This window comes from Bacteroidia bacterium (genome assembly GCA_026932145.1).
GTDB lineage: Bacteria > Bacteroidota > Bacteroidia > J057 > JAIXKT01 > JAIXKT01.
Window position 1 is genome coordinate 171,223 of the sequence record JAIXKT010000054.1, and the last position, 25,765, is coordinate 196,987.

Consider the following 25,765-nt stretch of genomic DNA (forward strand, 5'->3'; position numbering starts at 1 on the left):
ATTCGATAATTCACAACTAATTAATAGCATATTACGATGTAAATAGATTTAATCTTTGAACTTGTTCAAGCCTGAATAAGTTGTAGGTAAGATTGATGAGTTCGATTATACCTGTTGCTCTTGCTATTCCTACAGATTTAACAGCAAGCCCGTTCATGCTTTGTTCCATAAAATCAAATACGTGTTCTACTCTTACCCTTGTTTTAGATTTTATCTTATTTTTTGCTTTTTGTTTATCCGTCAAAGGGTTACCTCTGTATCCTTTTTTGTGTATTTGGTTTTTAAGCCGGTATTTTCGGATTATTTTTTTGGTTTTTCTTTTCTGTATTTAATAAGTTAGATGCTAATGTGTTGCGAAATGCCTCAAAATCAACAACATCGCTTATTATTTCTAATGGGTTGCCAATTGCAGACAAACGTTCAATAGTAAATTGCTCGTCAAATAATCCTTTTTGGCCATTGGTTTTATACTCTTGTGATGTCATATTGTTTTCGTGTTAAATTATACGCAAATATACGTATAATTACTTGAATAACAATGATTTAAATTATAGAAGCCACCTAAAATGAATAAAGAGTTTGAAAAATTTATCGAACAAACAGAAAAATTAATGACTGCAAGTGAAAAATATGTTTCGGGAGCAGAAAAGGAACTTGACGACCACGAAGTAGCAGCGAAGCTAATTTTGCGACAGCTACTTTGCAAATGATACAGATGTAGAAAATTATTGCAAAGAAAAGCATATCCCTATAAATGAGGATTAAGAAACAGCTGCCATCCTTAAATAAATTAGCAAAACTTGTAAAAAACGCAAGTTTCGCTAATTTATTTTGCACTTTTGTATTATGAAAAATTATACTAACCGTAAGGAATATATAGAAAAACTGCTGTCATATAAGGATAAAGACCTTATAAAAGTAGTTAGCGGTTTACGTAGGTCGGGCAAATCGACACTTTTGGAATTGTATTGGGAGCTGTTACTTAAAGCAGGTGTTGGTAAACGACAAATTCAGTTCTACAATTTTGAGTTACCCGAAAATTTTGTAGGAAAAAATTGGGACGACATTTATTTTGACATCAAAAAGAAGTTACAAGCAGATAAGCCTAACTATATATTTTTGGACGAAGTACAAAACATTCCATTGTTTGAAAAATTGGTGGACGGACTGTTCGCATCCAAAAATGTGGACGTTTATATCACAGGCTCAAACGCCTTTCTATTATCAAGTGAATTAGCCACTTTGTTAAGCGGTCGCTACATCGAAATTTCAATTTTACCCTTTTCATTCAATGAATATTTAACGGCACGAGGCATTGACATTAGTAACAAATACTTGAACTACGAACCTTTATTTTTTGATTATGTAAATGAAACATCATTGCCCAAAGGCGTAGCATTGCGTAAAGACGGCTATGATAAAATTTACGAATATCTGGAAGCTATTTATACGACTATTGTAGAAAAAGATATTACACAACGACACCAAATAAACGATAAAAGAGCATTTGAAAACATTGTTAAATTTATGGCTTCAAATGTGGGAAATGCTCTTTCTCCAAATAATATCTCAACTATTTTGAAACAAGATGGGCAAAGCATTCATCGAGATACTGTTGAGAAATATTTGGGATATTTGGTAGCAAGTTTTGTATTCTATAAAGTAAACCGCTTTGACCTAAAAGGCAGAAAACAATTAGCTACACAGGAGAAATATTACTTGGTAGATATGGGACTGCTAAATATTTTTATGGGTAAAGAACGTACTAACGACAGAGGGCATATTTTAGAAAACATTGTTTACTTGGAACTACTTCGCAGAGGTAATAAAATCTGGACAGGAACAAGTAGAAACAGCGAAGTCGATTTTGTTTGTAAAACCAAAACTGGAGATATTGAGTATTATCAAGTAGCTTGGCAGATGACTAACGAAAGTACCGTAGAACGTGAATTTGGGGCATTAGAAAAAATAAATGATAACTATCCTAAATATTTGCTCACAACTGATGGATTTACGCAAAACCGAAGTGGAATACAGCATTTAAACGTATTTAATTGGTTGCTAAACACAGACAGAAAATAATAACCACTGGCTATAACAAGTGGCTTTGCAAGAGCGGCAGGAAACATCTCCGATTGAAACTTTTTCGTATATTTGAAGTTCGGTCTTCGCTTGAAAATTTCGGCTAAAATGCCGCTCTCGCAAAGCCATCGATAGCTATGCGAAGTCCCGTAGGGCTTCGCATAGCTGGTGCGTGAAGCCCCGTTCCGATGTGGCGAAATCCTTTCGGGCTTCCGCCACATCGGAACGCTTGACGAAGGTGGCGATTTTAACCACTAAACTTCATACGAAGAACCGCACTACAATTATACAAAGAACCGTCATACGAAGCACGTCACCGGCTCTATTGTCAAACCGATGTTGGCGGTAGGGTTTTTATTTATCATAAACATCACATTTTCTGAACATTATAAATTGTTTAAGTCCTTGAAAGTCGCTTTTCAATCTCCACGATTTTGCATATTCTGTAATGTCTGCCAAACCTTCTTCCCAAGGTTCATTGTTAAAAAGACTTTCTCCGATTATTGTTCCGTCTGCTCGTTTTGAAATATAAATTTTCAACCAATTTAATTTATTTGATGTCAGTTTATATTTTAGTTTGTCTTTGATGATTTCAAAGAGTGATTCGTTTTCAGGTTGGTCATTCCATTGTCCCTGAAGTGTCAGATTGCCCAATTTTGGATGCCAAAGAACTTCTTTGTCGTTCATAATTATAGAGAAGTCCAAGTCGGGATTATGGCTGTCAGAGAAGCTATCAATTATTGGTAGAAAAGTCGTGTTAATGTAATTGTCGATTACAGAATTGACTTTGTCTTGAATATTTGTTCCAATACCAACAATATTTTCTTCAATACCATTTGGGAAATACTTAGGATGAATAGTCAAAATCATCAAATGTAAAATGCTCGGATGATTATTTGGATTGTCAACAATAACAGTTGCAATCTCAATTTCAGAATTAACGACTAATGCAAGATATTGTGGATTTTTGTCAACCTGATAACCTAACTCTATAAGTCTATTTCTTAAAGTTTCAAGTAAATACGAATTGTTGTCAGTTGGTTCTGGTTGTTGCCTGTCAATTTGCTTGCTATCAGAGGATTTTTTTTTGAAAAAGTCAAATAGTCCCATTTGTTGTTTGCCTATAGGTGGGTTCTAAAAATTAGTTTTTTTATTTTTTTCAGAAACAAATCAGAATCCTTTTAAAATCTGGGCTGAAAAAGTAAGTAATTATACAAATTATTTTTTTAATTCACATACAAAATTTTTATTTTTTTATTCAATAATCCACAACTAACTAACTAACTAACTAACTAACTAACTAACTAACTAACTAACTAACTAATAGCATATTACGGTGTAAATAAGTTTAATCTTTGAACTTGTTCAAGCCTGAATAAGTTGTAGGTAAGATTGATGAGTTCGATTATACCTGTTGCTCTTGCTATTCCTACAGATTTAACAGCAAGCCCGTTCATGCTTTGTTCCATAAAATCAAATACGTGTTCTACTCTTACCCTTGTTTTAGATTTTATCTTATTTTTTGCTTTTTGTTTATCCGTCAAAGGGTTACCTCTGTATCCTTTTTTGTGTATTTGGTTTTTAAGCCGGTATTTTCGGATTATTTTTTTGGTTTTTCTTTTCTGTATTTAATAAGTTAGATGCTAATGTGTTGCGAAATGCCTCAAAATCAACAACATCGCTTATTATTTCTAATGGGTTGCCAATTGCAGACAAACGTTCAATAGTAAATTGCTCGTCAAATAATCCTTTTTGGCCATTGGTTTTATACTCTTGTGATGTCATATTGTTTTCGTGTTAAATTATACGCAAATATACGTATAATTACTTGAATAACAATGACTTAAATTATAGAACCCACTATAAGTAATTCTGAGCCTCGTTCCTTTTCCGCTCATTTTTAGATATTTTTGTGCTTTGACAATGAGGATAAGTAACCCTTGGTTTGACTGCTGGCATAGACGATAAAGCTTAGTCTTTATTGCCAAAAACTTTATCATGCTTTCTAAGCCACAACTAAAATTAGATTCCGAAAAAAAAGAATAGCAAAATGAAAAACTACGCCGTAACAGGTTTTGAGAGAGGTGTTGAAAATGTAGGAATTAACAGTAATCCAAAATCATATAAACCAACGTACTAACCAAAACTTTAAAAGATTATACTCCCGTTCAGCACAAACAAAGCATTTTTCTATATTCCTAACCGATGGCTTCTCTATTTGGTATAATATTCATTCTTAGTTGTTTATTTACGGTAAGTTCTATTTCGTTGTTTGCCCAAAACAATAACGATGCGCGGGATTATGACCTCATAATTGTTTTGGGAAATCCTGCAAATGACTCATGCAAGCCCTCTCCGATAATGCGGGAAAGGGTTAAAACCGGAGTTGAATTATTCAAGAAGGGAACTGCAACAAGAATTTTGTTTACAGGAGGGGCTATCAAAAATAATTGCAATGAAGCAGCCGTAATGAAAGAATATGCTATTCTAAGCGGTATCCCCGATAGTGCCATAATTGTGGAAGATAAAGCCCAAAATACGTACCAAAATGCTTTCTATTCAGTTTTATACATGAAAGCTAATAACTTGACTACAGCAGCTATTGTTACTTCACAATTTCATGTAAAACGAGCCTGTTGTATTTTCAGCCATTATAATATTCAGTACAATATGTTTTTCTGTGAAAACCCGGCTGATTTGCCCCGAATAAAGATTTTTATTTGGAAACTAAGAGAAAAGGCAATATTAGCTTATGACCAACTCCGTAAAGAAACTCGAACCCAACATAATACCTGCTCTTCAGCCAAACATTGATCCTCAAAATGAGCAATTTTAAAAACCATAAGTATCTGATTTTCAATTGATATTTTATTTAAGAATAAATTGTTTGTGGGATTCTTTGTTGTTAAATTAGCCGGTAAGATAGCCGTATCTACGCAACCCTCAATCTAATAAAAACCATTAACTTTTTAACCAAAATACGATGAAAAAGTCAGGCATTTTGCTAATCATGTTCATTACAGCATTGTGCGTTAATGCACAGTCGCTGTATTTTCCGCCCAAAACCGGAACCGTATGGGATACGATTCCGCCTCAATCACTCAACTGGTGCCAAAACAAAATTGACAGTTTGTATGCTTACTTAGATTCCAATGATACCAAAGCATTTATCCTGCTCAAAGACGGGAAAATTGTCCTTGAAAAATACTTTGACACCCATACAGCAACAAGTCCTTGGCAATGGGCATCAGCGGGTAAAACTATTACCTCGTTTATGGTTGGAATTGCTCAGCAAGAAAACCATTTATCTATTATGGATACTTCTTCAAAATATCTGGGTCAGGGCTGGACAAGCTGCACACCTGCGCAGGAAGCTAAGATAACGATTCGGCATCAACTAACGATGTCTTCCGGCCTTGATGACGGCGTATCAGATCCCTTTTGCACCTTAGATACCTGCCTGATTTACAAGGCAGATCCAGGAACACGCTGGGCGTATCACAACGGCCCCTATACACTCCTTGATAGCATAATAAAAAATGCAACAGGAACAACACTAAATACCTATACAACCCAAAAACTGAAAACCCCAATAGGAATGACCGGCTCGTTCATTACTACCGGTTACAACAATATCTTTTTTAGCAACGCAAGAAGTATGGCAAGATTTGGACTGCTAATACTGAACAAAGGAAACTGGAACGGAACCGCAATAATGACCGATACTGCCTACTTCCACCAAATGGTAAATACCTCTCAACCCTTAAATCAAGCCTACGGATACCTTTGGTGGCTCAATGGAAAATCTTCTTATATGGTTCCACAAAGCCAAATTGTGTTTAATGGATACTTCTGCCCAAATGCCCCAGCAGATATGTTTGCCGCAATGGGAAAAGACGGGCAATTCTTGAATATCGTCCCAAGTCAAAACTTAGTTTGGCTAAGAATGGGCAATTCTCCCAATGGGGCTCTCGTCCCATTTTTAATGAACGACAAAATATGGGAATATATCAATGATTTAGGATGTGGTACAACCGAAATAAATACAATATCTTCCCAAAATAATGTCGTTAAAATATTCCCAAATCCAAGTAGCGATGTACTCAATATAAAATCCAACGAGCCGATCTCAAATATTGAAATCTTAAATATTCACGGACAAACCATAAAAACCATCATTGCCCAAAACAGTGAGTTAAGTACTTCTGTTAGCGAACTACCTAACGGATTATATTTTGTAAAGGTAATCTTAGCTAACGGTAAAATATGGATAGGAAAGATCCAGAAATAAACCGCAAAACCTAACTGAACCCAAAAGTACAGAATAGTCTTTTTAATAAAAAACAGAAATAAAAACTCCGCAGGTTATATTTTGATAAAAAAATCCAGAATATAACCTGCGGAGTTTTTTCTATCAAAGTTAAAAAAACTTGATATTTACTTTGAGTTAAAATAAAGTGGAATAGTTGTGTTTTTCTGGATTACAGTAGCTTCGGAAATGTTTTTTGTGGATGAAATTGTGGTAGATTTCTCCGTTTTGGGAGGTTGTGCATCGCCAAAGCCATCTTGTGTGCCAATAGAAGCAATATGCGGCGCAATAATCAAAGAAACGATGCTCATCAGTTTGATGAGGATATTCATGGAAGGGCCGCTGGTGTCTTTAAAAGGGTCGCCTACGGTATCTCCGGTTACAGAAGCCTTGTGAGGTTCTGAGCCTTTATAGTAAACTTGGCCATTAATTTCCACTCCTTTTTCAAAAGATTTCTTCGCATTATCCCATGCTCCTCCTGCGTTGCTTTGAAACATACCCATCAGCACTCCCGAAACGGTTACACCGGCCAAAAGCCCTCCCAGAACTTCCGGGCCAAAAGCGAAGCCCACAATTACAGGAACTGTTAGTGCCAACGCTCCCGGAGCAATCATCTCACGGATAGAAGCTTCGGTAGAAATAGCTACACATTTTTCATATTCCGGTTTGGCTTTGTATTCCATAATACCGGGTATTTCGCGGAACTGTCTGCGCACCTCCTCTACCATACTCATAGCAGCACGCCCTACGGCAGCAATAGCCAAAGAAGAAAAAATAAAAGGTATCATGGCTCCAACAAACAATCCGGCCAGAACATTAGCTTTGTAAATATCTATATGGCTGATGCCCGCAACACCAACGAAGGCAGCAAACAAAGCCAATGACGTTAATGCCGCTGAGGCAATAGCAAATCCTTTTCCGGTAGCGGCAGTAGTATTTCCCACAGCATCCAGATTATCAGTACGTTGGCGCACTTCTTTGGGTAATTGACTCATCTCGGCAATACCTCCGGCATTATCTGCAATAGGGCCAAAAGCGTCAATAGCTAACTGCATCGCAGTGGTAGCCATCATCCCCGCAGCAGCAATGGCTACACCGTATAAACCAGCAAGCGAATACGACAAAAATATCCCACCTGCCAATACTATAATCGGAATGGCAGTTGACTCCATACCAACAGCAAGGCCCCCAATGATATTGGTAGCATGACCCGTTGAACTTTGTTTTACAATAGAAAGTACAGGCCGTTTACCAATAGCTGTATAATATTCCGTAATGATACTCATCAAAGCACCCACTACTAAGCCTACGATGATAGCTAAGTAAACATTCATAGGTGTAAATTCAAAGCCTCGAATGATCATTTTTTCAGGTAAAAGATACGTTACTGCGAAATAACTGGCGATAGCTGTTAAGATAATAGAAGACCAATTTCCCATATTCAACGCATTTTGTACACTGTCTGTTTCGTTTTTAATACGAACAAACCATGTTCCGATGATAGAGAAAATAATACCTAAGCCGGCAATCAGCATGGGTAATAGCACAGGAGAAAGCCCCCCGAATTTATCTGATGAAGCATCAATTTCCTGCCCCAGCACCATTGTAGCAAGGATAGTAGCTACATAAGATCCGAATAAGTCTGCCCCCATACCGGCTACGTCACCTACGTTATCACCTACGTTATCCGCAATTGTTGCGGGATTACGCGGGTCATCTTCAGGGATGCCTGCTTCTACTTTACCCACAAGGTCAGCACCAACGTCAGCAGCTTTGGTGTAAATCCCGCCGCCTACACGAGCAAATAAAGCAATACTCTCAGCCCCCAAAGAAAATCCAGCTAATACTTCGATAGCTTTTTTCATCTCAACACCTGTAACGGCAGATCCGGGAGGAACAAATAGTTGATAAAATACGATAAATAACGATCCTAAGCCCAGAACGGCAAGGCCGGCAACGCCAAGACCCATCACAGCACCACCGGTAAAAGAGACTTTTAAGGCTTGTGCCAAACTACTGCGGGCGGCTTGTGCCGTACGTACATTCGCTTTGGTAGCAATATTCATCCCAATATAACCGGCAACAGCCGAAAAAATAGCACCGATAATAAAGGCAATCGCAATAATTGGGCTGGAATGTACCGGATGCTCTGCCGTACCTTGTAAAGTACCGGAATAAGCTAACAATACGGCAGCTATGATAGCAAAGTAGCCTAATATCTTCCATTCAGCTTTAAGAAAAGCCATCGCTCCATCTGCAATGTGGCCGGCTAATTCACGCATATTCTGATCTCCAGCATCCTGTTTGTTCACCCACGAAGCCTTTAAAAACATATACAACAAAGCCAAAACTCCCAAAGCAGGAATTACATAAACAATCTGATCCATAAAGAATTTCTTCTGTTATTGAGGCTGCGAAAGTATAAAAAAGTTGAAATAAGATTTCAATGAATCCTGTTATACTGCTAAATTGTTGGTACACAATTTAGAAAAGGAAAACAATAATTACCGCTAAAATATCATAAATCAATCATTATCAGTTTATTGTGATTTTTTTTTCTAACTTATTTTTATTTTAGCTTGAACAAAAAAATATCTATTTAAGCTGCAATTAAATAGAAACAAAGCCGATATGGTACTTTTTTAAAGGAAAATTTTATACTCTAAAAAGCCCAAATTAACTTAATTTTGAAATTTATAGCTAATAAATAGAACCATACTGCATAATTTTGTGTAAAGAATTTGTATAAAAATAAAATGAAAACTTTAAGTATCATCACATTAATAACGTTTCTTTTCGGTGCTTCGTTTAATAAAACGATTCAGAAAAAAGATGTAAATAGTGAAATCATTTTTGAAAATATCAGTTTCAAAAATGCCCTTCAAAAAGCAAAACAGGAAAATAAGTTATTGTTTGTCAATGTTTATGCAGTTTGGTGTGCTCCCTGTAAGGAATTGAAAAACAAGACTTTTAAGTCCTCAAAAGTTGCTGATGCCGTAAATGCACGGTTTATCAATCTTGACATCAATGCCGAAGAAGGCGAAGGAATTGATTTTTCTAAAAAATATAAAGTTACTGCTCATCCTTTAGTTTTAATAATTGATGCAACCGGAAAAGAGAAAAAAAGGATACTCGGCTACCGAAATGACACCCAGCTATTAAGTGAGCTAAACGAATTTTTACCAAATAACAATAACTAAGAATAAGTAATTTATTTGCAAGTTACTGGTTATCAGGTAGAAAAATACTGTCTGATACGTTACCTATTCATAAATAAGTGTAGGTTACTGCTGTTCTTTTTCCCATTTTTCTGGGTCTGAGCGCCATGTTAGTAGATTTGGGATTTTGGATTCATGGAAATAGCCATTCGCAGCAGCGACAGTCAGTAAATGCTGAAAATCACATAAGCAAGTAACTGAGGCAGTTGCAAAGGTTTGCTGCGCAGCTAAAAAATCATACGTAAAAATCGCATAAACTTTGGGAATTATTGCTCCTGCTGCACACGCAGCTTCCATAGCCTTGTAGCTACTCCCCCCCGTTGAAATCAAATCTTCAATCAATAAATACCGTTTATTAGGCGGAATAACTCCTTCAACTTGGTTTCCAAGCCCGTGTCCTTTGGGGCTTGAACGCACATACGCAAAAGGAACATTGTAATAATCAGCTAATAACGCACCATAGGCAATAGCTCCCGTAGCCACCCCAATAATTCCGTCAAAAGAGATTTTATCCCGTTCGATAGTATCTATAAATCCCTGAATAATCAATTTTCTGGCTTCCGGAAAAGACAAAAGCCGCCGATTATCACAATAAATTGGGGATAACCAGCCGGAACTCCAAACAAAAGGCTTCTCTATCTGAATCTTTACAGCCTCGTATTGTAATAAGCATTTGGCTATTTGATTGACTGTTTGTGGATTAACTTCAATCATAACTTTTTATAAAACGCCACAAACCTACATAACTTTTATCGTTTGGGAATAGAAGCCATCAACCAAAGTCTTAAAATATCGGAAGATTACCGACAAAACTCGCTGGTTTCTCGATTAAATTATGAAGTGATTTTATGGCTTTGTGTAACTTTGCCCTATGATTTTCAGATATTTTTGGGGGGTTAGCATTTTGTCTATATCTCTTTTGCTTTCCTGCTCTACTCAAATAGATGTTAATGCACCTTCAAAAGATATTTTGGTTATTTATAGTGTCTTAGATGCTTCCGCAGATACCAACTTTATCCGTGTTTCAAAAGCATTTTTAACTTCGGGAGATGCTATTCAATATGCAGCAAATAACGATATTAGCTTAAAGAATGCCGTTGTTACATTAACTGGCGTAGGGGGCATTCCAGAAGTTATTACGCTGGTTTCAGATACTACACATCCCAAAAATCAGGGTACTTTTGCACCGCAACAAACTGTTTATTACACAACAAAGAGATTAACGCCCGGAAAAACCTATTATTTATCGGTTTCTGTTGCAGATAATCCAGCTCTTTGGGCAAAATCTCATACAACCATTCCAGATACCCCGGCTATTACCAATCCGTTACCTCCGTATCCAACTAATTTAGGTATGGATACCGTTAATGATATTGCCGGTATCGAAAAAGCGTATTATGTTCGGTTCAATCGTTCTAATGCTCGTAGCAGCAAGCGTCCCGGGCGGGCGTATGAGATGCGGGCGCACTTTACCTACGGACAATATCGCGGGCCTGGAGATACCCTCTGGCTACCCCCAGTAATCTTTGGACCAACTAAACCCTTTAATGAAAGTAACTGCGATAAATCAAGTTCTGAACTATGTATCCAACTGCCGGAAAAATCACTAACTCAATTAGTCGTTGCGAACCAACCGGCTAATCAATCTAATTTTGTGTACAATAACAGCAAGAGAACGAAGGCTTTACGGTTTGAAATTACTGCCTTAGATACTTTTCTGTATAATTATATTTACATAAATAACCCCGCTTTTATAGATTTCAACGGCATAAAGCCGGAATATTCTAATGTTGAAAATGGTTTAGGGATTTTAGGTTCCCGAACCAGTGCTTGGCGGGAAGCCAGTATAACGCCTTGCTCAGAATATTTAATGCGCCTCAACAATACATTTAAGCCGGAAGGCTGCAAAGAGTAATCTTAATATTTGTGGCACTATTAGTACCCATTTCCCTAATAGCTTATTTTTTGCTGTTATTGGGAATAAGTTGGTGGACGACCCGCGGCGGAGTAAGCCTAAATGACTTCTTCAAGGCCGGCGGCAAAGCCCCTTGGTATTTGGTAGCTTTCGGAATGATTGGCACCTCCATTTCCGGTGTAACTTTCGTATCTGTACCGGGAACAGTTGGCAGCCAGCATTTTGGCTATATGCAAATTGTGCTGGGATACCTTGTGGGCTATATCGCGATCACTTTTGTTTTATTACCATTATACTACCGACTGCAACTCACGTCTATATACTCTTACCTTGAGCAGCGTTTTGGAAAAAATACCTATAAAACAGGAGCCAGTTTCTTCTTACTCTCCCGCTCGCTTGGGTCTGCGGCAAGACTTTTTTTAATAGCTATTGTGCTCCAAAAGTTAATGTTTGACTATTGGAACATACCCTTTCCGGTTAGTATAGCTATTTTAATACTGATGATTGTTCTTTATTCCTCAAAAGGAGGTATCAAGACAATTGTTTATACAGATACTTTTCAGACGGCCTTCTTTTTGATAGCCGTTATTTGCACGATGATAGTCATTGCTAATGAGTTACCCAGCAGTTGGTATTCTACTTTGGCAAATTCTCCGCACAATCAGTTTTTTTTCTGGGATTGGAGATTGCCTAATTTCTTCGGGAAACAATTTTTAGCCGGCGCGCTTATCAGTCTTTCTATGACTGGGTTAGACCAGGACCAGATGCAAAAAAACTTGGCCTGCCGAAACCTATTTGAGGCACAGAAAAATATGCTTTCGTATGCAACAACGTTGGTTTTTGTGAATGCTGCTTTTGTCTTTTTAGGAGCTTATCTCTATGCCTATGCAGATTTTCGGGATATACCAATCCCGAAACGGACTGATGAGTTATTTCCCTTGTTGGCCATGAACTACTTGCCGAAGGCTATCGGCGTGCTATTTTTATTGGGGTTAATTGCGGCTGCTTTTTCGTCAGCAGACGGAGCCATCTCTGCACTAACAACAAGTGTTGCCGTTGATTTTTTTAATATCCAATCATTTTCAGAATCAAAATCATTACAATTAAAACAGAAAATTTATGGTTTAGTTTGCTTAGCTATTTATCTACAAATACTGGGAATTTATTTCTATGAAAGTTTTAAGCCGCCGGAGGCCAAACTTAGTGTTATTCAGTTGGTATTGGATTTAGCTACTTATACTTATGGCCCCTTGCTTGGCTTATTTGCCTTTGGCTTATTCAGTAAGCGCAAGTGTCAAGATAGTTTTATCCCTTGGGTGGCAATACTTAGTCCCGTTTTGTGTTTATTAGTTCAGTTTGGGTTTAGCCGCTGGTTAGGATACACTTGGGGGAATGAATTGTTGATGTTAAATGCTTGTTTTACCTACTTGGGTTGCTGGATGGCATCTACGCCGGTAGATTATGTTTCTAAGAATTAATTTTTTATGAAATAGTTTACAGATATTGGTATAATTAAAGGAACATATACGAACTTTGCGGGTATGAAAGTAGCAGAATCCGATTTTGGGGCATTAGCGAGCCAAGTTCGGCGGGATATAATTCGGATGGTTCATGGGGCGAAATCAGGGCATCCGGGCGGGTCTTTGGGCTGCACCGAGTATTTTGTATTACTGTATTTCAAATACTTAAAGCATAACCCTGATGCCTTTACGTTAGATGGTATTGGTGAGGATATTTTTTTCTTGTCAAACGGCCATATATCGCCGGTGTGGTACAGTACCTTAGCCCGTTCGGGTTATTTTTCGATTACAGAATTATCAACTTTTCGGAAATTAGGCACTCGCCTACAAGGGCATCCGGCAACACATGAAAAACTACCCGGAATCCGAGTAGCCTCCGGCTCTCTTGGCCAAGGGCTTTCGGTAGCTATAGGAGCTGCACTCGCCAAAAAAATAAATCACGACCCCAACCGCGTCTTTGCCTTGTTAGGAGACGGCGAACTTAATGAAGGACAAATATGGGAAGCTATCCTATTTGCCGCACACCACCAAATTGACAATATCTTCGTTACAGTAGATTGGAACGGCCAGCAAGTTGACGGAACAACCCAAGATGTGATGAATATGGGTAACCTACAAGCTAAGTGGGAATCCTTTGGTTGGAAAGTAGTAACTTGCCCTAATGGTAATGATTTCTCGATATTGAATGAATCTTTTCAAACAGTGTTGGGAGCAATGAACCAGCAAAAGCCGGTAGTATTGCTCATGCAAACCACTATGGGTAAAGGTGTTGACTTTATGGAAGGTACCCATAAGTGGCATGGACAACCCCCGAAAGATGCAGAAGCAGCCCGAGCATTAGAACAGCTTCCTGAAACTTTTGGAGACTATTAACAACCGACTTTTTCGCTACCTCTGGAAAAGCTATACAGCTCGAATAGCCGGATTATGGCTTGCGTTTTGGATATTAGTTATCCTGTTAGGTTATCTTGTTATTCCAGACTCAACCCAAGATGCAAATTCACAACTCCCTGAATACGCCAAAGCTCCCCCCGGCTTTTCCGGAAACGTTTTGATAATATCTCAACAAAATAGCTCCGAATGTGCCAGCCATTGGTATGACTTTTGGTTCGGAAAACCTGCCCACTGTGAACGAATTTTCAGCTTTAAAGAAGGAAGCCTAAGTATTCAACAAGAATTTATTCATTTTACAAGTCATTCAGGCTTAGTTCGTAGCATTTCATTTGATCCGAAGCAGAATACAGTGAGGCATTATCGGCATACTTTTTGGTTAGGAAGCGATGTGCTTGGGCGTGATGTATTAAGTCGTTTATTTTTAGGAGCCAGGATAAGCTTGAGTGTCGGCTTCTGGGCAGTACTCATCAGTTTGATGATTGGTGTGCCGGTTGGCTTGGCTGCCGGTTACTTTGGCGGTATTTTGGATAAAACACTGATGGGAATGGTTTCTATTTTGTGGGCTATCCCAACGCTTATGCTGGCTATGAGCTTAGCTTTTGTGCTGGGAAAAGGCTATTGGCAAATGAGCTTTTCTATTGGGCTTACCGCTTGGGTAGAGATTGCCCGTATAGTACGCAGCCAAACGCTGGTTATACGGTCTTATGATTATGTTGTTGCAGGGAAGGTGCTCTCTTTTTCACATTTTCGGATATTTTTTAGGCATATTTTGCCCAATATTTGGGGAACAATTCTTATCTTAGCGGCTGGAAATTTTTCTACTGCAATCTTAATGGAGGCGGGGCTAAGTTTTTTGGGAATGGGAATCCAGCCTCCAACACCCAGTTGGGGAGCAATGATATACGAAGGCTACGCTTACTTGACCTTACTGCAAGGAAAATGGCTGGCAATTATACCCGGCTGTGTGTTAATGGCTAATATCATTGCTTTTACTGTATTAGGTAATGAACTACGAGACTTTATGAACCCTCAAAAACGACCTTTATGATAAACGCCTACAACACTACTGACCCCGGTAAACTACTGAGCCTTAAACGACAAGAGGCGCAGGCTATGCTGGAAATAGTGCGCTCATTAAACCCAAACTTACCGACCAAAAACCTTATCACTATTGTTGTTAATACAATTAAAGCACAATTGGGTGTCCGTAAACTTCGTTTTATAACTTCTGAACTTAATGATAATTACCAAATTGCCTATAATTACGGATTTCTTAAAGAGGCTATCTTTCCCCTTGAGCTGCTAAATGCTTTTACCCAAACAACCAAAATCATCCCTACCCAACATGAAATATGGCAGCAAGAGCTACCTATCGAATACGTTATTCCGTTAGGAGTTAAAGATGCTCCAACGGCTTGGTTTCTGATAGCTGACTTCGCAGATAGCGATGCCGAAGCCCTAAACGACATTATTTTTATCGAAACAGTTGGAAACATTTTGGTCGTTTCCTTAGAAAATATTCGCTTGTTTGATGAAAAAATAAGACAAGAAGTTATCCAAAGAGAGTTGGAAGTTGCCGAACGCATTCAAAAACAATTACTTCCCAGCAGCTTTATAATACATCCGGCAGTAGATATTTTTGCTCTAAACATTGCCCACCACAAAGTAGGGGGCGATTTTTATGATTTAATCCCTCATTCTGAAGATGAATTTTTTGTGGTTATGGCAGATGTTTCCGGAAAAGGAGTTGCGGCAGCACTTTTAGTAGCAAACTTACAGGCTAACATCCGCGCACAAGTTCTTATCCAACCCACAATTGCCAAAATCGTAGAAAAAATAAACACAATCCTCTACGGGATAACTTCCGGAGAAAAATTTGTTACACTATTTCTTTCGAAAATAAACACAACTCACAATACCATAGAGTACGTAAACTGCGGGCACAACCCGCCTATGCTGGTGCAGCCAGACAAAACAATCAAAGAACTTTCTACCGGTGCAATCCCCGTAGGAATTATGCCTAAAATTAACATTGAAACAGGTATCGAAACAATTTCTAACAATGACTTACTCTTCTTGTACACAGACGGTATTTTAGAACAAGAAAATGACAAAGGAGATCAGTTAGGAATTCAATTTTTAGAATATTCTTTACTCCAAAACCACCACCTCTCACCAAAAGAAATTGTCCATAACCTATACAAAGTCCTCAATGATTTTGCGAATAAACAGACCTCAGTAGATGACGTAACCCTATTAGCCCTTCGATACCAAAATAACCTTGCTCAACCCGAAACCCCAAGATAGATAGACTGCGATTCAGAGAGTATGAAATTTGTAATTTCTTTGGTGAATCATGATTGCCATCATGGTGTTATGAATCTCCGGCTTCTTAGAAAAGCCAGTAGTATTCCTGACAAATCTTCTGTTTCTGGATTGTAATGAGATCTTTACGCTTTTTGTTTCTTTCGTTAAATGCTTGTCTATAGGATGATTTTCGCCCCCAAATACAGGTTTCTGAGCCACAACCTATTCTTTTATAGTTTGCTTTTGAAATCTCGAAGGGATTTAACGTTTATGGTAAATTTACGTTGCTAAACGAACTTATTACTTAGAAATCACGTTAAATTTGCAGTTTAACCCACAAATTTCTTTTATTTTTCTAATGTCTTGTTATCAAGAGCTTACAGATATATTAGGTAAGCGAATTTTAATATTGGATGGTGCTATGGGCACTATGATTCAGCGTTATGGCTTAACAGATTCAGATTATCGAGGAAACCGTTTTTTAAAGGAGGGCATACCTCAACCCGGAGACTCTCTGCATCCAAACGATTTGAAAGGAAACAACGACCTATTGTCGCTCACGCAACCCAATATCATCGCAGAAATCCATAATCAATATTTAGCTGCCGGTGCAGATATTATTGAAACAAACACATTTAGTTCAACTTCTATCGCTATGGCTGATTATAGCATGAGTTATTTAGCCTATGAGTTAAACTATGCTTCTGCCCGAATTGCAAAAGCTGCTACGGAGGCTTTTACACGTCAAAATCCAAAAAAACCGCGTTTCGTAGCCGGTGCTATTGGCCCTACCAACAAAACAGCGTCCCTTTCACCGGATGTTAACCGCCCTGCTTTTCGGGCAATCACCTTTGATGAACTTGTTTCAGCCTATTATACCCAAATACAAGGTTTAATGGAAGGCGGTGCAGACATACTCTTAGTAGAAACCATCTTCGATACGCTAAATGCCAAAGCCGCTATCTATGCAATTCAACAATACATAGATAACACAAAGATACAAGTTCCGGTAATGATTTCCGGCACGATTACTGATGCCAGCGGCAGAACGCTATCCGGCCAGACTACCGAAGCTTTTTTGTATTCTATACTACACGCGCCTAACTTACTGTCGGTTGGCCTAAATTGTGCCTTAGGGGCCAAGCAAATGCGCCCGTTTCTGCAAGAACTTTCCGCAAAATGTCCGGTTCATGTGAGCGTATATCCGAATGCCGGCTTACCAAATGCTTTTGGAGAATATGATGAAACTCCCAATTCAATGCAAAGTCAGCTAACAGACTTCTTGCAGTCAGGCTTTGTTAATATTGCCGGAGGCTGTTGCGGCACTACACCGGACCACATTAAAGCTATAGCCGAAGTAGCCAAACAATTTAGCCCCAGAAACATCCCCAAAATAGAACCTTACCTCCGCTTATCAGGGTTAGAACCATTGGTAGTCAGGCCAGAATCTAACTTCATCAATATAGGTGAACGAACCAACGTTACCGGCTCACCAAAGTTTGCTAGGCTCATTTTATCCGGAGACTTTGAGCAGGCCGTTTCAGTAGCTCGCCAACAGGTTGAAAACGGAGCACAAATCATTGACATCAACTTTGATGAAGGGATGCTGGATTCCGAAAAAGCAATGGTTCACTTCTTGAACCTCATTGCTGCCGAGCCGGATATTGCCCGAATCCCTGTGATGCTTGACTCCTCTAAATGGGACGTACTGGAAGCCGGTTTAAAATGCCTACAAGGAAAATCAATCGTTAATTCTATATCCCTCAAAGAGGGAGAAGAAAAGTTTTTAGAACAAGCCCTTAAAATCAAAAAATATGGAGCAGCAGCCGTTGTTATGGCCTTTGACGAAAAAGGGCAGGCAGATTCTTTCCAAAGACGCATCGAGGTTTGCCAACGATCATACAACTTGTTGGTTCAAAACGGCTTTTCTCCACAAGACATTATCTTTGACCCAAATATTCTCACAGTAGCTACCGGTATCGAAGAGCATAACAACTATTCTGTTGATTTTATTGAGGCAACTCGCTGGATAAAAAGTAATTTACCCTTAGCCAAAGTCAGTGGCGGTATTAGCAACGTATCATTCTCTTTTAGGGGAAATAACGCTGTACGCGAAGCTATGCACTCAGCATTTCTATACCACGCAATTCAAGCAGGCTTAGATATGGGAATTGTTAATGCCGGACAACTTGCTGTTTATGATGATATTCCCAAAGAACTTCTTGAAAAAGTAGAAGATGTGTTGCTTAACCGCAATCCGGAAGCTACCGAAAATCTGGTTTCTTACGCCGAAAGTGTTAAAAACCAACAAAAAAACACTACCGAAACAGCTAAAACAGACGATTGGCGCAATAATTCCATTGAAGAAAGAATCAAATATGCCTTAGTAAAAGGACTTTCTGAATACATCGAAGCAGATGCTGAAGAAGCTCGCGTAAAATATCAAAGCCCTTTATTAGTGATAGAAGGGCCGCTTATGGCCGGTATGAATGTAGTAGGGGACTTATTCGGTAGCGGAAAAATGTTTTTGCCGCAAGTAGTTCGTTCTGCGAGGGTTATGAAAAAAGCCGTAGCCTATTTACAGCCATTTATTTTAGCTGAAAAAAATGACAACACTCGTAGTAATGGGAAAATTATCTTAGCTACGGTCAAAGGGGATGTTCACGATATTGGGAAAAACATCGTAGGCGTAGTCTTGGCTTGCAACAATTACGAAGTGATTGATCTTGGCGTAATGATTCCTTGGGAAGTGATTTTGAAACGTGCCCAAGAAGAAAAAGCTGATATTATCGGCTTATCCGGCTTGATAACGCCTTCGTTAGATGAAATGGTAACCGTTGGTAAAGAGATGGAGCGTATGGGTTTTACACTACCATTGTTAATTGGCGGGGCTACCACATCCCGAATACACACTGCTGTAAAAATAGCTCCTGCATATTCCGGGCCAGTTATACACGTGTTGGATGCCTCTAAGAGCGTTCCGGCTGTTGCCTCATTGCTAAACCGTGAAACCTCAGCAGTATTTACCCAAAAAATTAGCCAAGAATATCAAAGTATTCGGGAAAATCACCTGAACAAAAACTCCCGTAAACCTTTTTTGACCCTTCAACAAGCTCGTGATAATTCACTGAAAATCAATTGGAAAGAATCTGAAATTTATCTACCCAAACAAACAGGTGTTTTTTCGCTTAAAAACTATCCGATAGAAAAATTGGTTCCGGTGATTGACTGGACACCGTTCTTTCAAACTTGGGAATTAGCCGGAAAATATCCACAGATATTTGATGACGAGATAGTTGGCCAAGAAGCTAAAAGGATTTTTGAGGATGCACAGGAGATGCTTCGGAAAATTGTGGCTGAGAAATGGCTTCTGGCGGAGGGTATTTATGGGGTCTTTCCGGCCAATTCTTCCGGTGATGATATTTTGGTTTTTACGGATGAGAGCCGAAGAGAAGTACGCTGCACACTTCACCACCTACGGCAGCAATCCGGTAAAGGAACGGGAGTTTCCAGCTTGTGTTTATCAGATTTTATTGCACCGGTAGATTCAGGGCTACCAGATTATATCGGAGGATTTGCCGTAACCGCCGGCGGAAATATTAAACATAAATTAGATCAATTTGAAGCTAACCATGATGATTATCAGCTAATTATGCTTAAAGCCTTAGCAGATAGATTGGCAGAGGCTTTTGCAGAGCATCTACATCATCGAGTTAGAACGGAATTTTGGGGTTACTGCCCGTCTGAAAATCTTACAAATGAAGAGCTGATTCGGGAGGAATATCAGGGCATTCGGCCAGCACCCGGCTATCCTGCCTGCCCTGACCACACCGAAAAACGAACCCTATTTAACCTGCTATCTGTTGAAGAAGAAATCATTATTCGTCTTACGGAAGCTATGGCAATGACTCCCGCAGCTTCAGTAAGTGGCTGGTATTTTTCCCACCCACAAACTAAGTATTTTGGAGTTGGTAAAATAGCCCAAGACCAAATTGCAGACTACGCCGCACGAAAAAAACTATCTATCCCAGAAACAGAACATTGGCTGGCTTCCCTCTTAAACTATGAACCCGAAACAACCAAAGCACTTTAAATGACTGATGTTAAGCTGATTCCACTAACCCGAAATAACTGGGAGCCGTTTTCAAGACTACAGGTTTATGAAAACCAACGTAACTTTATTCCGGATAATCTATTCATTATTGCGGAATCCAAATTTGAAAAAATAGACTTACTGGGTATTGAAGCTGTTTCAGAACCCGTAGGAATGCTTAGCTTAGGTTTTTGGAGTGGGGTTACGTGGATTTCCCGAATTATGATTGATAAACAGTATCAACGGCTTGGGCTGGGAAAAGCCAGTATCTCAGAAGTTATTCACTACTGCAGACGCAAACAATTAGACTTTTCAGAAATCAGAGCCAGTATTTCTGTGGATAATACCAAAGCAGTCCGTGTATTTGAAAGTAGCGGCTTCAAACGCCTAAATGAATTTTATGACGTTGAATACATTATGGCATGGCATCTTGATGAAAATGGAACTAATTGACATTGAAGCATATAGATAAGATATTTTTGACTATTATTCTTGTGTATATCTCTGTGGGCAAATACAGCATAACTTCATCATCACTATATTAGCTATTCTGCTAATTTTGAACATTGAATATAAATTAACGAATTATGAAAAATCTGATTGTTTGTTGTTTTTTGCTACTTGGGTTAGCATCTTACGCTCAGGAGAGTACAGGGATTTCCGGCGCAAGTACTTCTACTGTTAGTTACGCTATCGGTGATTTAGAAAAAATGGATAAAATGGAACTTACCAAAATTTATATTTCTAAATTAAGCCGCCTGAATAATATTATTATTTATGTTCCGTTCTTAAAGTTAGAGCCTAAAAACCCTTCGGATATAAAAATCCCAACTACTAAATCAAATGAATCGGATATGAAAAAGTTAGCTTCTTCTTTAAAAGATCATAATGCTACCTTAGAAGACGCTCTGGGAGGCTTAACTCCTTATGCCGATAAAAAGCAAATCATTGATTCTATCTTATTTTTACAAAACGTCATCAACAAAATTGAGTTGATTGGCTTAGGTGTAAATAGCTTAGGCTTTTGATTCTGACTATCTTTTAGGATAGTTTTTTTAATTTTTCCAGAACTAAGAAGCGGTTATTAATCAATTGATTAATAACCGCTTTACTTGTTTTTGAGGTTTAGAATACTGTTTTTACGCCTATTTTTAACGTAAGGTAAAATGCTCTTTAAACCGATATTACCTCTTTCACTTCGGGGATAAATCTGGTTAAGAGGCTTTGGATTCCGGCTTTTAGGGTCATGGTAGAAGAGGGGCATCCGGAACAAGAACCATACATTCGTAGTTTTACGATTCCATCTTCAAAACTTTCAAAGACAATATCACCGCCGTCCATTGCTACTGCCGGACGAACGTGCTCGTCTAATAACTGCCGGATGCGTTTAACAGCATTAGTATCTTCTTCACTCAAAACTTGGTCTCCTGACCGGTTTACAAATGCTTTGCCTGTATCTAAGTAGTTTTGAATTTCTTGGCGAACAGCCGGAATTACTTCCTCCCAACGGGCATCACTTTGTTTGGTTATTGTAACAAAATGGCTTCCGATGAAAATACTTTTTACAAAAGGGAGAGAAAATAATTGGTTAGCAATGGGGGAACTTTCAGTAGTTGATACATCTATAAATTCAACGCCGGATCCGGTCAAAATAATCCGGTCTAAAACGAATTTTAGCGATGCCGGATTGGGGGTCATTTCTGTGTAAATCATTTCTATGCTCTGGCTAAAAACGCTTTGTAAATTAGAATAGTTCCTTAAAAAGTAGCTATGATATTTTTTTTATCCGGTTCTGTTTTGCTAAATATACTAAGTAAGCAATGCCGGCAAAGGTAGCAACCAAAAGAAGCCTTGCTAAATTGGTATAGAGTTTAGTATCTTGAAGTTGCTGAATAAGTATTGGGTCTGTAGCTTTGGCAATTTGCTGATTTATATCTTGGTGGGTGATTTTACTCCAAATATCCGGCAGGTTCATAACAAAAACGTAGCCTAACAGCAGCGGAGTAATGTATTGAATTATATAGCGAAATATCTTCGGAATTCGGATGTCTGCGCCGTCATTAATTTCCCGCCAACCTTTATCCATTCCAAATATCCACGCAAAAAGAATCACCTCAACAAGGGCAAACACAACCAAAGAGACAGTTCCAGCCCAGTAATCGTATTCATCAAAAACACCATAATTGTAAAAAAGTACCGTAGGAAGACCTAATAAGAAGATACAAATTCCAAATACCCAAGCTGCAGGCTCTCTTTTCCAGTTAAATTCATCTTGTAAAAACCCCATCACAGGAGTTCCCATTGCTAATGAAGAAGTTATACCGGCAAAAAAGAGCAACCCGAACCACATTATTCCGGCAACAGCAGCCAGAAAGCCGCCCCATTGTTGAAATAGGTACGGTAAAGTTTTAAAGCCCAATGCTAAACCACCATTCTTGGTAAGCTCTACAACTTTATCTATTCCTAAATAACCAATTGAAATAGGAATAATGATGCAACTTCCCAGCACAACTTCTACAAATTCATTCATCCAGCCTGCGCTCATGGCATTTAAGGCGATGTCATCTTGGGATCTAACGTATGAAGCATAGCATTGGATTGACCCCATTCCTACTGACAACGTAAAAAAGATTTGTCCGGCGGCTGCCAACCACACTTTTGGGTCTAAGATAGAATCAAAGCGGGGAGTCCAGAGAAAGTTTAAGCCTACCGTTCCGTCAAAAATAGCACCTTCTTTTCCGGCTGTTAAAGTAACTCCACGAATAGCTAAAAAGAGGCCAAATAAAATTAAGAGTGGCATTCCGATTTTAGCTACTTTTTCGACACCGCCACTAAGACCACGGGATAAAATCCAAGTGTTTAAAACCAAGCAGAAAATCCAAAAAAAGACCGGTTGAGGCCAGCTTTCCAATGTAATATAGCTTGAAAAAAAATCACCTACCTGATCAGGCGTTTTCCCTGAAAATGTTCCTACAATAGAATGCCACACATAAGAGAGAGTCCAAGACTCTAAGTAGCAGTAATATGCCGCTACAGCTAAATTTGTAAAAATACCAAAAACGCCTATGTATTTCCACCAAGGGCGTTTATCCATAGAATCCAATATAAACGGAGTGCTATGATGGCTAAATTTTCCGCCAAAACGTCCCGTTGCCCATTCCACCCAGAGTAAAGGAATGCCCATTAATAAAAAACAAACCAAATATGGAATAATAAAAGCTCCGCCACCATTCTGAATAGCCTGTACCGGAAAGCGCAAAAAGTTTCCCAAGCCCACTGCATTACCCGCCATCGCTAAAATCAGCCCCATACGGCTTCCCCAAGACTCCTTATTTGTACTCATCTAATCAGTATGTAATGTTTTTACAAACATAATAGACATTGTGAACAAATTTTTCTTTTTGTGAAACAACTCTGAAATATTTATTGATAATCAAATAGTTAAAAAAAGAAAATCTTCTGAATACAATCTTTATTGGTAGTAAATAGGCTGAAACTCTCCTCCAGCTTACGCATAAGACCAAGAGAAAGATTTGGTTTTGCTAAGAGGTTGCGGGGTAAAGTAGTTATTTTTCCCCAAAGCTACCGAAAGGAAAAGAAAGCAACGCAGATTTTTTTGCTAAACAAGGCGGCTTTTTGCTACTTTTGCGTTTTAGTTAATAAATTAACAAATTAAAATCATTATACCGTAGTTATGAAATGCTTAGTATGCATTAGCCAAGTGCCGGATACTACAACCAAAATTGTATTTGATACTTCTGGCAAAGAATTGAACAAAAATGGAGTTACCTTCATCATAAATCCCTATGATGAATACGGAATATCCCGCAGTTTAGAATTTAAGGAGAAAACCGGCCAAGGTAGCACCACCATTTTATGTGTAGGAAAGGCTGACGTTGATCCCACCATCCGTAAAGCACTAGCCGTAGGCGCTGATGATAGTGTTCGGGTTGATGCAGATTCTACTGATGCTCACTTTGTGGCACACCAAATAGCAGAATATGCCAAAGGAAAAGGATATGACCTGATTTTCTTCGGTAAAGAATCTATTGACGGCAATGGAAGCCAAGTTGCCGGAATGGTTGCTGAAAAATTAGGAATTCCGTTTGTTTCGTTATGCAAAAAATTAGAAGTAGAAGGCGGTAAAGCAACAGTGCAGCGCGAAATCGAAGGTGGAACAGAGGTTTTAGAGTCTTCTTTACCACTTGTACTGTCTGTTCAAAAAGGAATATCCGAGTGGCGTATCCCGAATGTTCGTGGAATTATGGCCGCCAGAACTAAACCCCTGCAAGTAATACCACCGATTCCCGTCCCTAATTATACACAAACACTTCATTATGAACTTCCTCCTGCTAAAAGTGCTTGCCAGTATGTTCCGGCAGATAACGTTTCTCAGTTAGTTACATTACTTTCCCAAAAAGGAGCTATTTAAAAAAATAAGAAAATATGTCAGTTTTAGTATATGCCGAAAATAGTGGCGGAAAATTCAAAAAAACTGTTTTTGAAGCAGTTACTTATGCTTCAGATTTAGCTAAATCATTAAACACATCTTGCGTGGCCATCTCAATAGGAGATGTACCCGACAGTGAGTTAGAGCATTTAGGCAAATATGGCGTGAGTAAAGTGCTTCATGTTTCTAATGACCGCTTAAAGTCTTTTGTTAATATGGCTTATGCTTCTGTGATAGCCGCTGCTGCTAAGTCTATTAATGCAACCGCCGTTGTCTTATCCCAAACCTATAATGGCCGCGCAGTAGCTCCACGAATAGCCGTAAAGCTAAATGGAGCACAACTTTCCGGCGTAACGACCTTAGTTACCTCCAAAGACAATGGCTTTGTAGCTAACCGAGGAGCTTTTTCCGGAAAAGCAATAGAAGAAATATTTACAGATAAACTGCCTATGGTCATCACCGTTCGGGCAAATTCTCACCAAATTGTAGATAATCTCGTAAGTTGTTCCATAGAACCCTTTACAGGAGAGCCTGATAATAATGATTTTGCTGCTATAGCTAAGGAGATTATTAAGGCATCGGATAAAATTTCTCTTACCGAAGCGGATATTGTTGTTTCGGCTGGTCGTGGCCTCAAAGATCCGTCTAATTGGGGAATGATAGAAGAGTTAGCTGGCTTGTTGGGTGCTGCTACGGCTTGCTCTAAGCCGGTTGCAGACGTAGGTTGGAGGCCGCACTATGAGCACGTAGGGCAAACCGGAATCCAAGTTGCCCCAAATCTGTACTTCGCAATAGGAATTTCAGGCGCAATCCAGCACTTAGCGGGAATAAGTGCCTCCAAAATCATTGTAGTCATCAACATTGACCCAGAAGCTCCGTTCTTCAAAATAGCAGATTTTGGTATCGTTGGAGATGCATTTGTCGTAATTCCTAAATTAATAGAAGCAATCAAAGCAATCAAAAAATAGCCAAACTAA

The 25,765-nt window shown here is 38.9% G+C and carries 24 protein-coding genes; 15 read left to right on the top strand and 9 right to left on the bottom strand.

What is annotated here, in order from left to right; translation table 11 throughout:
- Positions 1 to 31: 31 nt before the first annotated feature.
- Together LC115_12565 and LC115_12570 are read right to left on the bottom strand one after the other, a co-directional pair.
- Positions 32 to 328, bottom strand: coding sequence for a transposase (locus LC115_12565; GenBank protein ID MCZ2357499.1), 297 nt, complete (start codon positions 326 to 328; stop codon positions 32 to 34).
- Positions 282 to 485 (bottom strand): hypothetical protein, encoded by a 204-nt coding sequence (locus tag LC115_12570; protein ID MCZ2357500.1) that lies wholly within the window; start codon positions 483 to 485, stop codon positions 282 to 284. Before LC115_12570 ends, LC115_12565 begins: the two co-directional genes overlap by 47 nt.
- 81 nt (positions 486 to 566) lie before the next feature.
- On the opposite strand from LC115_12570, the gene LC115_12575 reads away from it, so the two are divergent.
- Together LC115_12575 and LC115_12580 are read left to right on the top strand one after the other, a co-directional pair.
- A complete protein-coding gene (locus LC115_12575; protein MCZ2357501.1) occupies positions 567 to 710 on the top strand; it encodes a hypothetical protein in 144 nt (47 codons plus the stop codon).
- 136 nt (positions 711 to 846) lie between these two features.
- Complete coding sequence (locus LC115_12580) at positions 847 to 2,082, top strand: ATP-binding protein (protein MCZ2357502.1); 1,236 nt, start codon at positions 847 to 849, stop codon at positions 2,080 to 2,082.
- Between the two features lie 354 nt (positions 2,083 to 2,436).
- Here LC115_12580 and LC115_12585 read toward each other — a convergent pair whose 3' ends face one another.
- The 3 genes from LC115_12585 to LC115_12595 form a co-directional block, all read right to left on the bottom strand.
- Positions 2,437 to 3,192 (bottom strand): DUF6348 family protein, encoded by a 756-nt coding sequence (locus LC115_12585; protein MCZ2357503.1) that lies wholly within the window; start codon positions 3,190 to 3,192, stop codon positions 2,437 to 2,439.
- Between the two features lie 221 nt (positions 3,193 to 3,413).
- Positions 3,414 to 3,710, bottom strand: coding sequence for a transposase (locus LC115_12590; protein MCZ2357504.1), 297 nt, complete (start codon positions 3,708 to 3,710; stop codon positions 3,414 to 3,416).
- Entirely contained in the window at positions 3,664 to 3,867 is a 204-nt protein-coding gene (locus LC115_12595; GenBank protein MCZ2357505.1) for a hypothetical protein, read from the bottom strand. Before LC115_12595 ends, LC115_12590 begins: the two co-directional genes overlap by 47 nt.
- Positions 3,868 to 4,287: 420 nt before the next feature.
- On the opposite strand from LC115_12595, the gene LC115_12600 reads away from it, so the two are divergent.
- Together LC115_12600 and LC115_12605 are read left to right on the top strand one after the other, a co-directional pair.
- A complete protein-coding gene (locus LC115_12600) occupies positions 4,288 to 4,896 on the top strand; it encodes a YdcF family protein (GenBank protein MCZ2357506.1) in 609 nt (202 codons plus the stop codon).
- A 169-nt stretch (positions 4,897 to 5,065) separates the two neighbouring features.
- Positions 5,066 to 6,373, top strand: coding sequence for a serine hydrolase (locus tag LC115_12605; protein MCZ2357507.1), 1,308 nt, complete (start codon positions 5,066 to 5,068; stop codon positions 6,371 to 6,373).
- A gap of 146 nt (positions 6,374 to 6,519) precedes the next feature.
- On the opposite strand, the gene LC115_12610 is transcribed toward LC115_12605, so the two are convergent.
- Positions 6,520 to 8,778, bottom strand: coding sequence for a sodium-translocating pyrophosphatase (locus LC115_12610; protein MCZ2357508.1), 2,259 nt, complete (start codon positions 8,776 to 8,778; stop codon positions 6,520 to 6,522).
- A gap of 369 nt (positions 8,779 to 9,147) precedes the next feature.
- On the opposite strand from LC115_12610, the gene LC115_12615 reads away from it, so the two are divergent.
- Complete coding sequence (locus LC115_12615; GenBank protein ID MCZ2357509.1) at positions 9,148 to 9,591, top strand: thioredoxin family protein; 444 nt, start codon at positions 9,148 to 9,150, stop codon at positions 9,589 to 9,591.
- An 84-nt stretch (positions 9,592 to 9,675) separates the two neighbouring features.
- Here the strand turns inward: LC115_12615 and pyrE are convergent, their stop codons facing one another.
- Positions 9,676 to 10,323, bottom strand: coding sequence for an orotate phosphoribosyltransferase (gene pyrE, locus LC115_12620; GenBank protein ID MCZ2357510.1), 648 nt, complete (start codon positions 10,321 to 10,323; stop codon positions 9,676 to 9,678).
- A 157-nt stretch (positions 10,324 to 10,480) separates the two neighbouring features.
- Between pyrE and LC115_12625 the strand changes: the two genes are divergently transcribed.
- The 8 genes from LC115_12625 to LC115_12660 all read left to right on the top strand — a co-directional run bounded on the left by LC115_12625 (position 10,481) and on the right by LC115_12660 (position 21,366).
- Complete coding sequence (locus LC115_12625) at positions 10,481 to 11,524, top strand: DUF4249 domain-containing protein (protein ID MCZ2357511.1); 1,044 nt, start codon at positions 10,481 to 10,483, stop codon at positions 11,522 to 11,524.
- A gap of 11 nt (positions 11,525 to 11,535) precedes the next feature.
- Entirely contained in the window at positions 11,536 to 13,002 is a 1,467-nt protein-coding gene (locus LC115_12630) for a sodium:solute symporter (GenBank protein MCZ2357512.1), read from the top strand.
- Positions 13,003 to 13,065: 63 nt separating this feature from the next.
- Complete coding sequence (locus LC115_12635; protein MCZ2357513.1) at positions 13,066 to 13,917, top strand: transketolase; 852 nt, start codon at positions 13,066 to 13,068, stop codon at positions 13,915 to 13,917.
- Positions 13,904 to 14,986, top strand: a complete 1,083-nt coding sequence (locus tag LC115_12640) for an ABC transporter permease (GenBank protein ID MCZ2357514.1) — start codon at positions 13,904 to 13,906, stop codon at positions 14,984 to 14,986. Before LC115_12635 ends, LC115_12640 begins: the two co-directional genes overlap by 14 nt.
- Positions 14,983 to 16,245 carry a PP2C family protein-serine/threonine phosphatase gene (locus LC115_12645; protein MCZ2357515.1) on the top strand — a complete coding sequence of 421 codons (1,263 nt, stop codon included), beginning with the start codon at positions 14,983 to 14,985 and terminating at the stop codon, positions 16,243 to 16,245. The genes LC115_12640 and LC115_12645 overlap by 4 nt, the downstream gene beginning before the upstream one ends.
- Before the next feature lie 358 nt (positions 16,246 to 16,603).
- On the top strand, positions 16,604 to 20,338 hold the full coding sequence (metH, locus tag LC115_12650; protein MCZ2357516.1) for a methionine synthase: 3,735 nt from the start codon (positions 16,604 to 16,606) through the stop codon (positions 20,336 to 20,338).
- Complete coding sequence (locus LC115_12655) at positions 20,339 to 20,791, top strand: GNAT family N-acetyltransferase (GenBank protein MCZ2357517.1); 453 nt, start codon at positions 20,339 to 20,341, stop codon at positions 20,789 to 20,791. It begins immediately after the preceding gene.
- Positions 20,792 to 20,925: 134 nt separating this feature from the next.
- The gene (locus LC115_12660; protein MCZ2357518.1) at positions 20,926 to 21,366 is read left to right on the top strand and encodes a hypothetical protein; all 441 of its coding nucleotides are present in this window, start codon (positions 20,926 to 20,928) and stop codon (positions 21,364 to 21,366) included.
- Positions 21,367 to 21,511: 145 nt separating this feature from the next.
- Here LC115_12660 and LC115_12665 read toward each other — a convergent pair whose 3' ends face one another.
- Together LC115_12665 and LC115_12670 are read right to left on the bottom strand one after the other, a co-directional pair.
- Complete coding sequence (locus LC115_12665; protein ID MCZ2357519.1) at positions 21,512 to 22,051, bottom strand: NifU family protein; 540 nt, start codon at positions 22,049 to 22,051, stop codon at positions 21,512 to 21,514.
- Positions 22,052 to 22,106: 55 nt separating this feature from the next.
- Complete coding sequence (locus tag LC115_12670) at positions 22,107 to 23,681, bottom strand: sodium-dependent transporter (GenBank protein MCZ2357520.1); 1,575 nt, start codon at positions 23,679 to 23,681, stop codon at positions 22,107 to 22,109.
- 351 nt (positions 23,682 to 24,032) lie between these two features.
- On the opposite strand from LC115_12670, the gene LC115_12675 reads away from it, so the two are divergent.
- Both LC115_12675 and LC115_12680 read left to right on the top strand, forming a co-directional pair.
- Complete coding sequence (locus tag LC115_12675) at positions 24,033 to 24,770, top strand: electron transfer flavoprotein subunit beta/FixA family protein (GenBank protein ID MCZ2357521.1); 738 nt, start codon at positions 24,033 to 24,035, stop codon at positions 24,768 to 24,770.
- Between the two features lie 14 nt (positions 24,771 to 24,784).
- Positions 24,785 to 25,756: an electron transfer flavoprotein subunit alpha/FixB family protein gene (locus tag LC115_12680; GenBank protein MCZ2357522.1), complete on the top strand. Its 972-nt coding sequence runs from the start codon at positions 24,785 to 24,787 to the stop codon at positions 25,754 to 25,756.
- Positions 25,757 to 25,765 lie beyond the last annotated feature (9 nt).

Excerpts from the sequence above, each read along its gene's own strand:
- LC115_12570 (MCZ2357500.1), bottom strand. The coding sequence starts at position 485 with ATGACATCACAAGAGTATAAAACCAATGGCCAAAAAGGATTATTTGAC.
- LC115_12575 (MCZ2357501.1), top strand. The coding sequence starts at position 567 with ATGAATAAAGAGTTTGAAAAATTTATCGAACAAACAGAAAAATTAATG.
- LC115_12580 (MCZ2357502.1), top strand. The coding sequence starts at position 847 with ATGAAAAATTATACTAACCGTAAGGAATATATAGAAAAACTGCTGTCA.
- LC115_12585 (MCZ2357503.1), bottom strand. The coding sequence starts at position 3,192 with ATGGGACTATTTGACTTTTTCAAAAAAAAATCCTCTGATAGCAAGCAA.
- LC115_12595 (MCZ2357505.1), bottom strand. The coding sequence starts at position 3,867 with ATGACATCACAAGAGTATAAAACCAATGGCCAAAAAGGATTATTTGAC.
- LC115_12600 (MCZ2357506.1), top strand. The coding sequence starts at position 4,288 with ATGGCTTCTCTATTTGGTATAATATTCATTCTTAGTTGTTTATTTACG.
- LC115_12605 (MCZ2357507.1), top strand. The coding sequence starts at position 5,066 with ATGAAAAAGTCAGGCATTTTGCTAATCATGTTCATTACAGCATTGTGC.
- LC115_12610 (MCZ2357508.1), bottom strand. The coding sequence starts at position 8,778 with ATGGATCAGATTGTTTATGTAATTCCTGCTTTGGGAGTTTTGGCTTTG.
- LC115_12615 (MCZ2357509.1), top strand. The coding sequence starts at position 9,148 with ATGAAAACTTTAAGTATCATCACATTAATAACGTTTCTTTTCGGTGCT.
- pyrE (MCZ2357510.1), bottom strand. The coding sequence starts at position 10,323 with ATGATTGAAGTTAATCCACAAACAGTCAATCAAATAGCCAAATGCTTA.
- LC115_12625 (MCZ2357511.1), top strand. The coding sequence starts at position 10,481 with ATGATTTTCAGATATTTTTGGGGGGTTAGCATTTTGTCTATATCTCTT.
- LC115_12635 (MCZ2357513.1), top strand. The coding sequence starts at position 13,066 with ATGAAAGTAGCAGAATCCGATTTTGGGGCATTAGCGAGCCAAGTTCGG.
- LC115_12645 (MCZ2357515.1), top strand. The coding sequence starts at position 14,983 with ATGATAAACGCCTACAACACTACTGACCCCGGTAAACTACTGAGCCTT.
- metH (MCZ2357516.1), top strand. The coding sequence starts at position 16,604 with ATGTCTTGTTATCAAGAGCTTACAGATATATTAGGTAAGCGAATTTTA.
- LC115_12655 (MCZ2357517.1), top strand. The coding sequence starts at position 20,339 with ATGACTGATGTTAAGCTGATTCCACTAACCCGAAATAACTGGGAGCCG.
- LC115_12660 (MCZ2357518.1), top strand. The coding sequence starts at position 20,926 with ATGAAAAATCTGATTGTTTGTTGTTTTTTGCTACTTGGGTTAGCATCT.
- LC115_12665 (MCZ2357519.1), bottom strand. The coding sequence starts at position 22,051 with ATGATTTACACAGAAATGACCCCCAATCCGGCATCGCTAAAATTCGTT.
- LC115_12670 (MCZ2357520.1), bottom strand. The coding sequence starts at position 23,681 with ATGAGTACAAATAAGGAGTCTTGGGGAAGCCGTATGGGGCTGATTTTA.
- LC115_12675 (MCZ2357521.1), top strand. The coding sequence starts at position 24,033 with ATGAAATGCTTAGTATGCATTAGCCAAGTGCCGGATACTACAACCAAA.
- LC115_12680 (MCZ2357522.1), top strand. The coding sequence starts at position 24,785 with ATGTCAGTTTTAGTATATGCCGAAAATAGTGGCGGAAAATTCAAAAAA.